A 13007-nucleotide genomic window follows, 5' to 3' on the forward strand; every position below is an offset into this window, starting at 1 on the left:
CGATTTCCAATGCGAAACAACCTGTTTTATTACCTCGTGCTGCTCATTTTGGTCGCCGTCGATGCCTGGCTCCTGGCTCACCCCAACCTGATTGGTCAGATCAGCATTTTCTGGTACGACCATGATTACCTGGAAACACTGCCCAAAGCCATGGCGACGGTCGGAGCAACGGTTTTGGCCGCCCTGCTGGTTAGTCTGCTCATCAGCCGGGCCTTAAGCGGCCCGCTGGCGGTTCTGCTGGCAGTCAGCCTGTTCGTAATCTGTCTGTTTGCGGTTTTCCAAACCTACACCCGGTTTTCGTCCGGAACTTACCAGTTTATGGGATCAGGATTTAAAACCGGAGCGGTTTTGCTTCCGGTGATTTTGGCTATTATCTTCGGAAAAACGTCGTACGATGTTCTCACGACGAAAAAGCCTAAAAAACGCCGATAACGTTGACTCATCAGCTACTGTTCCTACTGGTTTTTACGGCCTCCTTTTTTTCGTCCGCTTTTGGGCCATTGGAAGATGACCGTACTGGTAAACCTAAAATTGCTAGCAACATCTTATTTAAACCTGACCGTGTTTTCGACGGCGAGACCCTGCACGAAGGCTGGGGCGTTTTGGTCAAAGGCGAAAAGATCGAAGCCGTCGGCCCGGCCGCCAATCTCCGCAGCGCAGAAGCCGACGTAATTGACCTGAAAGGAATGACGCTGTTACCCGGTTTGATTGAAGGCCACTCACACCTGCTGCTGCATCCCTACAACGAAACCACCTGGGACGATCAGGTTTTGAAAGAACCGCGCGCCTACCGCATCGCTCGGGCCACCGTCCACGCCCGAAATACGTTGCGGGCGGGTTTCACGACCGTCCGCGATCTGGGCACGGAAGGCGCTGATTATGACGATGTCGGACTCAAACAAGCCATCGATCAGGGCATTATTCCGGGACCCCGCATGATTGTGGCGACCCGCGCGCTGATTGCCACCGGAAGCTACGCACCGAAAGGGTTTAGCCCCGACGTGGATGTACCGCAGGGAGCCGAAGAAGCCGACGGCCACGATCGGCTCATCCAGGCCGTCCGGCGGCAAATTGGCAAGGGCGCCGATGTGATCAAAGTTTATGCCGATTACCGATGGGGCCTGATGAGCGAAGCCCGGCCAACGTTCACCCTGGACGAACTGAAACTGATTGTTGAAGTGGCACGGAGCAGTGGTCGCCCGACGGTGGCTCATGCAACAACGGTCGAGGGCATGCGCCGGGCGATTCTGGCAGGTTGCGAAACCATCGAACACGGCGACGGCGGAACGCCCGAAATCTTCGCCCTCATGAAAGAACACGCTACCGCGCTTTGTCCAACCGTAGCTGCGGGCGACGCCACCAGTCAATACCGGGGCTGGAAGAAAGGCGTCGAGCCCGAACCGGAACGCATTCGGAACAAACGGATTTCGTTTAAACAGGCGCTGGAGGCCGGTGTAAAAATCTGCTTCGGTGGCGATGTGGGGGTGTTTGCCCACGGCGACAACGCCCGCGAACTGGAAATGCTGGTCGATTATGGGATGAAGCCGCTAGAGGCCTTACGCTCAGCGACCTCGGTAAACGCCGACGTGTTTCATCTGACCGATCGGGGCCGCATCCGACCCGGTTTGCTGGCCGATCTGGTGGCGGTTGAAGGCGATCCGACGAAATCGATTGGGGCCATTCGGAAGGTCCGGATGGTGGTGAAAAGTGGTGAAATCATAAAACCATAGCCGCAACTAATGCAATCGATTTCGGGTTAAACAAGTAGATTTTGGCTAATCGTTGCGTTTTTACCAAAGTAATGACTTGTCGTTATTGGTTTTTGGCTAATTTCGCCCGGCGACTCTTCGCCCGGCGTTGTCCACACGCTACGCGAGGTCTTCACTAAGGATGGTGGATACACCATCCTGAACGATTAAGTTTACCATAACCGATTTACTCTACCCCAAATACGTATGTCAAACACTGCCGAACTATCTGTCGATGGTAAAACCTACCAATTTCCAATCGTTGTTGGTAGCGAACAAGAAAAAGCCATTGACATTTCCAATCTCCGCGACCAGACGGGTTATGTTACGTTAGACAAAGGATACAAAAATACCGGTGCGACCCAAAGCGCGATCACATTTCTAGATGGTGAAGAGGGCATTTTGCGTTACCGGGGCTATTCGATTGAAGACCTTGCTGACAAAGCTAGCTTTCTGGAAGTGGCTTACCTGCTGATTTACGGTGAGTTGCCGACGCAGCAGCAATACGCCGAATTTGAGGACAGCATTCGGCGTCATACCATGGTGAATGAAGACATGCGGAAGATTTTTGAGGGCTTTCCCAACAATGCGCACCCCATGGGCGTGTTGTCGTCGCTGGTGAGTGCCCTAAGCGCCTTTTACCCGGATTCGTATGACGAAAAAGCACCGGATCAGACGCAGATGCACATCATCCGGTTGCTGGCAAAACTGCCGACGATTGCGACCTGGTCGTTCAAAAAATCGCAGGGTCATCCGGTTAATTATCCAAAAAACCAGCTCGACTACTGCTCGAATTTTTTGCACATGATGTTTGCGCTGCCGGTGGAAGACTACCAGGTTGATCCTGTAGTCTCCAGCGCCCTCAACAAACTGCTCATTCTGCACGCCGACCACGAACAAAACTGCTCGACCTCGACGGTTCGGCTGGTAGGTTCGTCGCGGGCTAATATTTATTCGTCGATTTCGGCGGGTATCAACGCTCTGTGGGGTCCGCTGCACGGTGGCGCCAATCAGGAAGTGATCGAAATGCTGGAAGAAATCAAGGCCAACGGGGGCGACGTTGCTAAATACGTCGAAATGGCGAAAAACGCCAAAACTACCGGCTTCCGGCTCTTTGGCTTCGGCCACCGGGTTTACAAGAATTTCGATCCCCGCGCCCGCATCATCAAAAAAGCCGCCGACGACGTGCTGAGCAAACTCGGTGTGAACGATCCGGTTCTGGAAATTGCCAAAGGTCTGGAAGAAGCCGCCCTCCACGACGAGTATTTCGTCTCACGCAAGTTGTATCCAAACGTCGATTTCTATTCTGGTATTATTTACCGCGCATTGGGTATCCCGACCAATATGTTTACGGTGATGTTCGCCATCGGTCGTTTGCCGGGCTGGATTGCCCAGTTCGTTGAAATGCGGACCCAGAAAGAACCGATTGGACGTCCACGTCAGATTTATACCGGCGCTACGCTGCGGGAGTTTAAAGCCATCGGCGACCGCTAGTACCCACGGACTTCAGTCCGTGATTAAGTACTTATTAAAAAAACACGGACTAAAGTCCGTGGGTCACGAGAGCCCCGTAGTCATACGGGGCTTTTTTATTCTGCTATACCACAAAAAAAGAGGTGATCAGCAACAGCCAACCACCTCTTCATCTGTCAAACAAAATTAAAACCTTCGGCCAATGCGTGAAGCAGTTTGGCCCGGCAAAAACTTAATCGAGCGTATCTTCGGCGTCTTCAACAGCACCCGCCGGATCGACCAGGGCGTCTTCGTTCGAGTTAACCTGTGCCCGGATCTTCGCTTCCAGTTCGGCCATCAATTCAGGATTGTCCGCTAACAGATTTTTAACGGCATCGCGACCTTGTGAAAGCCGGTTTCCTTCGTAGGAGAACCAGGAGCCCGATTTCTTAACGATTTCCAGTTCTACCGCCAGGTCAAGCACTTCGCCAACCTTTGAGATTCCCTGACCGTACATAATGTCAAACTCGATCACTTTGAACGGAGCCGCCAGTTTATTTTTGACAACCTTTACTTTGGTGCGGTTCCCCATGATTTCGTCGCCATCTTTGATTTGCCCGATCCGGCGAATGTCCAGACGAACCGACGAGTAGAATTTCAGGGCATTACCACCCGTTGTGGTTTCGGGGTTACCAAACATAACGCCGATTTTTTCGCGCAACTGGTTGATGAAGATACAGCAGCAACCGGTTTTGTTGATTACACCCGTCAATTTCCGCAACGCCTGCGACATCAACCGGGCTTGCAGACCCATTTTGCTGTCGCCCATATCGCCTTCGAGTTCGGCTTTCGGAACGAGAGCTGCCACGGAGTCGATTACGATGATATCAATGGCCCCGGAACTGATCAGGTGTTCGGCAATTTCGAGCGCCTGTTCCCCGTTGTCGGGTTGAGATATTAATAAGTTTTTGGTATCGATTCCTAATTTTTCAGCATAAGAACGATCAAACGCGTGTTCAGCGTCGATAAAGGCGGCCAAACCACCGGCTTTTTGAGCCTCGGCGATACAATGTAACGTCAAGGTAGTTTTCCCCGACGATTCCGGACCGTAGATTTCAACAACCCGGCCACGCGGAACGCCACCGATTCCCAACGCCAGGTCTAATCCGAGTGAACCCGTCGAAATGACCGGAATATCAACGACCTTGCTTTCACTCAGCCGCATGACAGTGCCTTTGCCATAAGCTTTATCCAACTTTTCGATGGTTGTTTGCAGGGCTTTCAGTTTGTTGTCAGTAGCCGTACTAGCGGTTGCTTGTGCCATGTGATGTGTTTTACTCAAAAAATGTTTTTTAGTATGATTAGCCTTATAAAATTACGATTTTGCGCTAAGATTTGCAAGCATCTTTGTAAAATAATCAATAATACATGAAGCGTATTATACGCATACCGGATTGCTCATTCATAACACAGGTCAAATATTTTTTCACTATTTACCAAGCCAGGCCCTGGCAGAGTATACTATTTATATGCTATTTATATTTAAACTCACATATAGCAGATGCTCAACTCAACAATCGGTTTTTCGAACAGCGTTTTCTGCTGGACAGCACTAAAAAGCTAACATTTCGCTTCAGTAGCCTGGGTTTTGTTAAAAATAATGAGTTCTTCGGCCCCATCGCCGATGGCTACACACTTTTTGGGTACCAACTCAATCCGCAACTTGCTTACCAACCCGCGTCGAACGTTTTACTTCAAGCCGGTGTGTTCTTCCAAAAGGATTTCGGCCAGGAACGCATCACCCGGATTGCCCCCACCTTTACCGTCAAATTCCGGCATAAAAACTGGAATTACCTCTTTGGGACGCTGGAGGGTTCCGTAAGTCACAGGTTGATCGAACCGTTGTATAATTTTGAACGGCTCTTGCAACAGCGGATCGAAAACGGCCTGCAAATCAACCACCAGACCGATCGCACGTTCTTCGATTTCTGGATCAGTTATCCGCAAAATACGAGGCCCGGTTATACGCGCCAGGAGCAGTTCTGGGGAGGTATTTCGGCCGAATTTTCAGCCATCAGAAACCCCGGCTTTCAGTTTACCATACCCATCCAGTTTACAGCTTTTCACGCCGGCGGACAAAATATCAATAGCCCGCTTCCCGTCCGAACGGCTTTGAATGCAGCCGCGAGCCTGAGTTTGCTGTGGCAGAATACCACCTCCGGTTTTTTTCGCTCGGCGAGGCTGGATGCCTATGCAGTCGGGTATTCCGAAAACGCGGAGAAGTCTTACTCGGGTGGCGCCTTTTATCCGAATCTAACGGTCCGGTTCAGGCCAGCAACGGTTTTGTTCAGTTACTGGAATGGACGGAATTACCGGGCCGAATTTGGCGGGGATCTATACCAGAATTACACGCGCCGGTACAACAGCACGTATCAGGAGGCAAACCGGCAGCTTTTGATCATGCGGTTTCTAAAAGCTATTCCCATCACCGAAGGGCTTTGGGTAACCGTCCGGTTTGAACCCCATTATGATTTTGGAAACAAAAAGTTTGAGCATTCGGAGGGAGTTTATATCAGCTTTCAACGGTAAAACCGCCACAGTCTACTACTTTTGTCTATGCTTCGAAAAATCCTGCTGGCGCTTTTAGGCGTATGTATCGTGCTGGGAATCTGGTATCATGAACTAATCGGATACGGTTGGATGCAGGCGAAGGGACAGTTCCGGATTTTGTGGAACACCCGCCCGCTTGAAGAGGTGCTGGCGGATGCGTCATTTCCGGATTCGCTCAAGCAAAAAATAGAACTTATTCAGGAAATAAAGCGTTATGCAGTTGATTCTCTGGGGATTAATCCGTCTAAAAACTACACGACGTTTTATGACCAGCATGGGCAACCGATTCTCTGGGTCGTAGTAGCTTCGGAAAAATACCGGCTTAATGCCAAAGAATGGGAGTTTCCGGTTATTGGTACCTTTGCTTACAAAGGATTTTTTGAACGTGAACGTGCCAACCAGCAACTCGATGAACTGAAACAACTGGGCTACGATACGCGTTTAAATGAAGTATCTGCCTGGTCGACGTTAGGATTTTTCCGTGACCCGATTCTGTCGTCGATGCTGAAGCGTTCGGAAGGACAATTGGCCGAATTAATTATTCACGAGTTGACGCACGGCACGTTGTTTGTAAAGGATAACCTGGAATACAACGAAAATCTGGCCGACTTTGTCGGTGAATATGGGGCCTTGAAATTTCTGACCCAGAAGTATGGCGCCCGCTCACCGGCAACACTCGACTACCTGGATTCGAAGGTATACGGTGAAAAGTACGACGAACACATTTTGCGCGGGACCCGGAAATTAGATAGTTTATACGCCACTTACAACCCCCGGACCCCCGAACGGGTCAAGGAGGATACGAAGTGGCGCCTGATCGACCAAATTGTGGAAACCGTCGACACGCTGGAAACCAAACCGGCTTCCAGTTCACCGATTCCGAAAAAGCGTCGGTTCAATAAGCAGAATTTACCTAATAATGCGTATTTCGTAGGGTATAAAACCTACCGGCAGCAGCAAAACCGCTTCCGGAGTGAATTTGAAGAAAAGTTTGATCGTAATTTTAGTGCTTATCTGGCATATCTGAAAAAGACCTATCCGTCGTTATGAGTTTTGTGACGGTTGAGTTACCTTTTATGGCGGTTCATGCATCTTTAGTAGTATATACCTATCTCTAATCCTGAAATTTGCGAGGCCATGGGTCAAGCGATCATGAAGAAAGTAGTCCTTATCCTATCCATCATAACCACCGCTGCGTTGTCGCAGGTGGCGCTAAAACCGGATAATGCATACCGCCGGGTGCCCAATACCAGTTTTGGGGCTGGCGAACACCTGGAATACAAAGTCCATTACGGTATTTTTAATGCCGCAGAAGCTACGGTCGATGTGGCCCCGACGCTGTATAAGGTCAACGAACGGCCCTGTTACCGGGTCAACGTCTACGGTCGTACCGTGGGAGCGTTCGACCTCATTACCCGCATCCGCAACACCTGGCGGTCCTACATCGATACGACGGCGATTCTGCCCCAGAAATTTTTTGCGCACATCGAAGAAGGCAACCACCGCAAGGAAGAAAACGTCACGTTCAATCATTTCAATAACACCGTTCGGGCGGAAGAAAAAACCGAAAAAGACGTTTTTAAAGTCCCCGACAACGTGCATGATGTGATTAGCGGCTATTATTACTTGCGTACCATTGATTTTAGCCGGGTCAATACGAATCAAATGATTGAAGTACCGGCCTTTTTCGATGACGAGATTTATAATATGAAGGTGCGGTATCGCGGTCGGGAAGTCGTTAAAACCAAATTCGGTCACATTAATGCCATCAAGCTCAATCCCGTTCTGCCGGACAATAAACTGTTTAAAGGCGAAGATGCAATCCGCATCTGGGTGTCGGACGATGCGAATAAAATTCCCGTAAAAATTGAAGTGGAACTATGGGTTGGCTCCATGGAAATGGATCTGAAAAAGCACTCGGGTTTGCGAAACGATCTGAAATTTTTTAAGCAGTAAGGTACGCCCGGCCCGCACGGGCGGCCCTGTTTAGTCCGTGGCCTACCTGGTATACCGAAAGCCACGGACTAAAGTCCGGGCGTACGTCAACAACCGCGGCAGGTGGTTATACGAAATCTCGGTGTACGGCCGACTTTCCGCGCCGAAACTCTGGTAATATGCTTTTACCGACTCGGCTCCCACGGCCGGACTTTCAAAATCGAACACCAGCGGTTGTCCGGCAAATTCGTCAACAATCCGGTTAATCATCCACAACCGCGCCTGTTGTTTCCGTCCGGTTTGCGATGCACCGTTGAAGAGGTAAATGATTCGATCCCGATCCAGAACGAATAACCCTCCGGCTTCCGCCCTCTTTTCTCCTTCTTTCCGAGCCATCCAGATGCGCGCCACTCCCCGGCTTTTTAGCTGGTCGACGGCATTGGCAAATCGTTCGTAGATGGTCAAATCCAGTTTGGTACTACTGCCAACGGCTTTTTCTTCATTATGCTCCCGATGCAATTGAATCAGCGGCCGAATGTCTGTTTGATCATCCACCAGCCAACCCGTATTGCGGGCCCGATTGAGGTTTATTTTCCGGTCAGTTGCATACCCTTGATAAAGGTCTTTGTAGGGTTCATTTAGTGGCAAAACATGATTAAAGCGCTTTACTGGGGCAAAAACGCCAGGGAATTGAAACTCAGCATCATTTTTTTCATTAAACCGGTAGGAAACTACCCACTTGAAATGCCGGGTTAATTGCTCGAAAAATGAAGTAGACCAGGGTTTGAGGTCAATCGCTTCACGGCTAAAAATACCCAGTTGCTGACAGTAATCGGGTTGGTAGGCGTACCGGATTCCGTACTTTTTTTTGTAGACAATCGGCATGGCCGCGACATAACGCCCTTCCTGTTCGGCTACAATACCGCCCCAGTGCGGTGCTCCTTCGCCCGTGGTCAACGAATCCAAATACCAGGAAAAGGCATATAGTAACCGCTGAGTCGATTCGGCAATGCAATCGTCCCACAAAGCGGGATCGAGTTGGGGTCGTTCGAGATACCGGATGGTCATCGGGGCAGAAGCGTTCGGTGCAACCATTTCTTGATCCGCTGCAAGAACCGCACCGAGTCTGGCAATTGGTTATTTACCAACCGGACATACGGCTCCGATTCGGCCCCAAAGCTCCGGTTAAAGGCCGCCAGATTTTCCACTTCCGGGCTTTCGAAATCGAACCAGCGGGGTTGCCCGGCATACTCGCGGATGAACTGATCCAGAATAACCGTTCGGGCGTTGCCTTTCCGGCCTTCGGGACTGGCTGCGCAAAAAAGATGAATAACCCGGTTTACATCCGTCACCAGCAAACAGCCCGCTTCAATCCGCCCGTTCTGCATCGCCACCCGAATCCGTACCTGTTGCCGATCCTGCAACACCTTTACCAGACGTTGAAGCTGATCGTAGGCCCGGGGAGCAACCCGGCCAATTCCGGCGGTATTATGGGTTCGAAATAAATCGATCAGGGGAATCACGTCATTGGTGTCCACAAACTCCCATACCTGCTGTAAACCCCGTTTCAAGTTGGTTTTCCGATCTTTGGAATAAGCCGCTGCCAGCTCCGAATACGGTTTTTGCAGATTCAGAACGTGGTTGGTCAGCGGGATGAGTTGCGACGAATCATGGCTTATTAGGGGTGAGCTGGCTGCGTTAAATTGATACGATGGAACGTAACGAACGTGTTGATGGAGTGCCTGCAAAAACCGGGAAATCGTTGCGGTATCGGTTGTATCAAAGGACGAAAATAAGCCCAACTGGTGACAGAAAAGCGGTTGGATGATGGCCTTCACCCCATACCGCTTGTGAACGGGCAGCGGCATAACCCGCTCATAGTCACCTTCAACCAGCGCCGTCCAGCCCGGAGAAACCACATCCAGATACCACGAAAACGCATAAATCAACCGTTGTGGTGAAAGCGCCACACACCGATCATAGGCGTTGGCATCGATTTGATGCCGGGCGAGATAGCGAAGCATTAGCCCTTATTTTAACGAGCTTTTCAGCTTTTCGACGGTTTCGCGGATTTGCGGGTTGTTACTACAAAGATCGCTAATCGTTTGGATGCCGTGAATCACCGTACTGTGGTCACGACCTCCGAAGTGATAACCGATTGATTTTAAAGACAATTCCGTGAGATCTTTTGCCAGAAACATCGCGATCTGTCGCGGAAAAACCGCTTCCTTCTTCCGGCTTTTGCTCTTGAGATCGGATACGGCGATTTTAAAATGATCGGCAACCACATCCTGTACCGTATCGATGGTTACTTCTTTATCCGAGTCAATAACAATGTTACGAAGGGTGTTTCGGGCCAGATCGAGATCAATCTCCCGGCGGTTGAGCGACGCCTGGGCCATCAGTGACACGATGACGCCTTCCAATTCCCGGACATTGGTATTGATGCTATGGGCCAGGTATTCAATCACATTGTGTTCAATAAAAATACCTTCGGCCAGGAGTTTTTTCTGAATAATGGCCGTCCGGGTTTCCAGATCCGGTTGTTGCAGATCCGCCGTCAGCCCCTGCTTGAACCGTGACTGCAACCGGTCCTGCATGCCCTGCAAATCGCGGGGGGCGCGGTCGGAGGTCATGATGATTTGCTTTTTGGCGCCGTGCAGGTGGTTGAAGATGTGAAAAAAGGTTTCCTGGGTTTTCTCTTTTCCCGCCCAAAACTGCACATCGTCGATGATCAGCACGTCGACCTGCATGTAAAAACTCATGAAATCGCGCAGCGAATCGGTGCGGATCGAGTTAATAAACTGGGTGGTGAATTTCTCGGAAGAGACGTACAGAACGAATTTATCCTGATTATTATTCTTGATGTAATTGCCGACGGCCTGCACGAGGTGGGTTTTTCCCAAGCCAACTCCCCCGTAAATCATCAGCGGATTGAAAGCCGTTGTGCCGGGATTTTGAGCAATGGCAAAACCCGCCGAGCGGCCCAACCGGTTGCAGTCACCTTCAATAAAATTATCAAATGTATAGGCGGGATTCAGGTAGGAGTCCAGTTGCAGTGAGTCCAGATCTTTCATTTCAAACGGACTCTTCAAAATATCGGCGTCGACGTTATCGGGTTTGGCATTCTGGGGCGATTTCGAAGTTGGCACGTTGACCGTCAGGGGCTTACTGCCTTCGTCGCCTTTGTCGACAATGATGGAATATTGCAATTGACCGTGATGACCGATGGCAAAATCAAGCGCTTTTCGCAGTAAATGAACATAATTCTCCTCCAGCCATTCGTAAAAGAACTGGCTGGGTACCTGGATGGTCAGTTCGCTGCCATTCAGGCGCAGGGGAACAATCGGCTCAAACCAGGTCCGAAAACTCTGGTCAGGAATGTTCTCCTGGATCACCTGCAGGCAGCGGTTCCAGACCGTCACTGCTTCACGCTGTATGCCGGGTACGGGTATGTTCACAGTTACATTTCGCCTGTTTTAAAGCTAAATTGCCAACCGACAATTTGCCCGGTGGGTGAAAAAAGGGAGACAAAAGTAGGAAAAAAATCAGAGCAGACAAGACGACTTGCAAACTCTGGAACGATAAAAATACAGGCATTTTTTTTGCCTATCAACACGACGGGGAAGATTATAAAAATAATGCAACCCAACGGCGGACAGCACTGCCCTCCGCTGTGGCGTTACTCCGAAAAGACCTAACTTTGATAAAAATCCCTGAATGGATAAAAAGGGTTCACTGGATAAAGGGGTTAAAAACGAGTAAGGGGCGATTGGATCCCGGTGGCAACTATCCGGCATTATTCTACCCATCCAGCCATTTTTATCCATCGAGCCAACCAGACCATTTTGTTAATTTATGGCTAATCCCGACTTAAAATCCCTCTTTCCACCGGTCACGAAAGCAGAGTGGATGCAGCAGATTCGTACGGATCTGAAAGGAAAATCCATCGAATCCCTGAAGCGGCTTACGTCGGAAGGAGTGGAAACCGAACCGGTTTATACCGCTGAAGATCTTGCTAATCTGCCGCTTGCCGCCAATCAAGCGACCCAAACAACGGGCCGGACGCCGGGGTGGCTGAACGTGCCGTCGGTTCGGTTTGATACCGAAACCCGTACCAACAGCGTCCTGCGGGATCTGTTGACCAAGGGAGCCGACAGTTTTCGGCTGAATTTAAGCGGGATCGAGGTGGAGAAAATCAACTGGAGTCGGCTGCTTAATGGACTGAAACTGAGCGATACACCCGTCTGGTTTTACTGTGATGGGCAGTCGGAAACGGTAGCGCAAGCGTTGAAGCCGCTTCTGCCGTATCAGCTGAAAGGCGGTTTCATTGATGATCCCATTAGCCGTTCCCTCCGGTTTGGCACCGATCCGACCGAATCCCTGACGCACCTGGTGGAAGCCACTCGCCTGACGCTGGATTCGCCCCAGTGTCGGACAATTACCGTCGGCAGCTCGGTTTTCCACAATGCCGGTGCTACGGCCACACAGGAGCTGGCCTTCACGCTCAACGCGGTGGTCGACCTCTGCGATTCCTTGACCGATTCGGGTTTGACGATGGAACAAATCGTCCCGAAAACCGCCTTATTGCTTTCTATCGGCACGAGCTACTTTACCGAAATCGCCAAACTCCGCGCCCTTCGCATCCTCTGGCAGCGGTTATTGGCCTTTTATCATTCATCGTTCAGCACGCACCAGGCAGCCTTCATTTTCGCCCAGACTTCCACGTTCTACGACGCCACGGCCACGCCCTACAATAACCTGCTCAGGGCCACAACAGAAGCCATGTCGGCCGTCATCGGTGGCTGCGATGCGTTAACGATTCATCCGTATGATGCGGTTTTGGGTGAATCCGATGCGTTTTCGACCCGCATTGCCCGCAATATTTCCATCTTACTGAAAGAAGAAGCGCATCTGGACAAAACACTCGACCCATCGGCGGGTTCCTATTACCTCGAAACCCTGACGAATGAGCTGGTCGAATCGGCCTGGTCGCTGTTTCTGGATGTGGAAAAAAGGGGCGGTTTATCGAAGGCATTTGAAGCCGGTTTTATTCAGTCGGAAATCGACAGAGCGTATCAGGAAAAAGTCGAAGCAGTGAAAAACGGGCGGATTCTGGTGGGCGTAACCAAGTTCCGGGTTCAGGGAGAGTTGGTTGCCAAGCCACCTGCCCAACCTGAAAGGTCTTCCGAGACCTTTCAGGTTTCAACACCCGTTTTTCTCCCCGACCGGCGGTTAGCCGAAGAGTTTGAATAAGTATTA

General features: G+C 50.5%; 11 protein-coding genes. 7 read left to right on the forward strand and 4 right to left on the reverse strand.

What is annotated here, in order from left to right:
* The first annotated feature begins 9 nt into the window (after positions 1-9).
* The 3 genes from EHT87_RS10450 to EHT87_RS10460 all read left to right on the forward strand — a co-directional run bounded on the left by EHT87_RS10450 (position 10) and on the right by EHT87_RS10460 (position 3242).
* Positions 10-432 (forward strand): hypothetical protein, encoded by a 423-nt coding sequence (locus tag EHT87_RS10450; protein ID WP_124906573.1) that lies wholly within the window; start codon positions 10-12, stop codon positions 430-432.
* Positions 433-500: 68 nt separating this feature from the next.
* The gene (locus EHT87_RS10455) at positions 501-1730 is read left to right on the forward strand and encodes a metal-dependent hydrolase family protein (protein ID WP_221622020.1); all 1230 of its coding nucleotides are present in this window, start codon (positions 501-503) and stop codon (positions 1728-1730) included.
* 225 nt (positions 1731-1955) lie between these two features.
* Positions 1956-3242 (forward strand): citrate synthase, encoded by a 1287-nt coding sequence (locus EHT87_RS10460; RefSeq protein ID WP_124906574.1) that lies wholly within the window; start codon positions 1956-1958, stop codon positions 3240-3242.
* Between the two features lie 211 nt (positions 3243-3453).
* Here EHT87_RS10460 and recA read toward each other — a convergent pair whose 3' ends face one another.
* A complete protein-coding gene (gene recA / locus EHT87_RS10465) occupies positions 3454-4524 on the reverse strand; it encodes a recombinase RecA (RefSeq protein ID WP_229320985.1) in 1071 nt (356 codons plus the stop codon).
* Positions 4525-4628: 104 nt separating this feature from the next.
* On the opposite strand from recA, the gene EHT87_RS10470 reads away from it, so the two are divergent.
* From EHT87_RS10470 to EHT87_RS10480, 3 genes are all read left to right on the forward strand, one after another.
* Positions 4629-5789 carry a lipid A deacylase gene (locus tag EHT87_RS10470; protein WP_510186262.1) on the forward strand — a complete coding sequence of 387 codons (1161 nt, stop codon included), beginning with the start codon at positions 4629-4631 and terminating at the stop codon, positions 5787-5789.
* A gap of 27 nt (positions 5790-5816) precedes the next feature.
* Positions 5817-6860, forward strand: a complete 1044-nt coding sequence (locus EHT87_RS10475) for an aminopeptidase (protein ID WP_124906577.1) — start codon at positions 5817-5819, stop codon at positions 6858-6860.
* Between the two features lie 102 nt (positions 6861-6962).
* Positions 6963-7766 carry a DUF3108 domain-containing protein gene (locus tag EHT87_RS10480; protein ID WP_124906578.1) on the forward strand — a complete coding sequence of 268 codons (804 nt, stop codon included), beginning with the start codon at positions 6963-6965 and terminating at the stop codon, positions 7764-7766.
* Positions 7767-7808: 42 nt separating this feature from the next.
* Here EHT87_RS10480 and EHT87_RS10485 read toward each other — a convergent pair whose 3' ends face one another.
* The 3 genes from EHT87_RS10485 to dnaA are packed head-to-tail and all read right to left on the reverse strand — an operon-like array spanning position 7809 to position 11185.
* Positions 7809-8840 carry a GNAT family N-acetyltransferase gene (locus EHT87_RS10485; protein WP_185716183.1) on the reverse strand — a complete coding sequence of 344 codons (1032 nt, stop codon included), beginning with the start codon at positions 8838-8840 and terminating at the stop codon, positions 7809-7811.
* A complete protein-coding gene (locus tag EHT87_RS10490) occupies positions 8810-9769 on the reverse strand; it encodes a GNAT family N-acetyltransferase (RefSeq protein ID WP_124906580.1) in 960 nt (319 codons plus the stop codon). Before EHT87_RS10490 ends, EHT87_RS10485 begins: the two co-directional genes overlap by 31 nt.
* A gap of 6 nt (positions 9770-9775) precedes the next feature.
* Positions 9776-11185: a chromosomal replication initiator protein DnaA gene (dnaA, locus tag EHT87_RS10495; protein WP_124907224.1), complete on the reverse strand. Its 1410-nt coding sequence runs from the start codon at positions 11183-11185 to the stop codon at positions 9776-9778.
* A gap of 418 nt (positions 11186-11603) precedes the next feature.
* On the opposite strand from dnaA, the gene EHT87_RS10500 reads away from it, so the two are divergent.
* Positions 11604-13001: a methylmalonyl-CoA mutase family protein gene (locus tag EHT87_RS10500; protein ID WP_124906581.1), complete on the forward strand. Its 1398-nt coding sequence runs from the start codon at positions 11604-11606 to the stop codon at positions 12999-13001.
* Positions 13002-13007 lie beyond the last annotated feature (6 nt).

Source organism: Larkinella knui, assembly GCF_003858645.1.
Classification (GTDB): domain Bacteria; phylum Bacteroidota; class Bacteroidia; order Cytophagales; family Spirosomataceae; genus Larkinella; species Larkinella knui.

Bases quoted from the DNA above. Each gene is read 5' to 3' on its own strand.
- EHT87_RS10470 (WP_510186262.1), top strand. From the start codon at position 4,629: ATGAAGCGTATTATACGCATACCGGATTGCTCATTCATAACACAGGTC.
- EHT87_RS10480 (WP_124906578.1), top strand. From the start codon at position 6,963: ATGAAGAAAGTAGTCCTTATCCTATCCATCATAACCACCGCTGCGTTG.
- EHT87_RS10450 (WP_124906573.1), top strand. From the start codon at position 10: ATGCGAAACAACCTGTTTTATTACCTCGTGCTGCTCATTTTGGTCGCC.
- EHT87_RS10475 (WP_124906577.1), top strand. From the start codon at position 5,817: ATGCTTCGAAAAATCCTGCTGGCGCTTTTAGGCGTATGTATCGTGCTG.
- EHT87_RS10500 (WP_124906581.1), top strand. From the start codon at position 11,604: ATGGCTAATCCCGACTTAAAATCCCTCTTTCCACCGGTCACGAAAGCA.
- EHT87_RS10460 (WP_124906574.1), top strand. From the start codon at position 1,956: ATGTCAAACACTGCCGAACTATCTGTCGATGGTAAAACCTACCAATTT.
- EHT87_RS10490 (WP_124906580.1), bottom strand. From the start codon at position 9,769: ATGCTTCGCTATCTCGCCCGGCATCAAATCGATGCCAACGCCTATGAT.
- recA (WP_229320985.1), bottom strand. From the start codon at position 4,524: ATGGCACAAGCAACCGCTAGTACGGCTACTGACAACAAACTGAAAGCC.
- EHT87_RS10485 (WP_185716183.1), bottom strand. From the start codon at position 8,840: ATGGTTGCACCGAACGCTTCTGCCCCGATGACCATCCGGTATCTCGAA.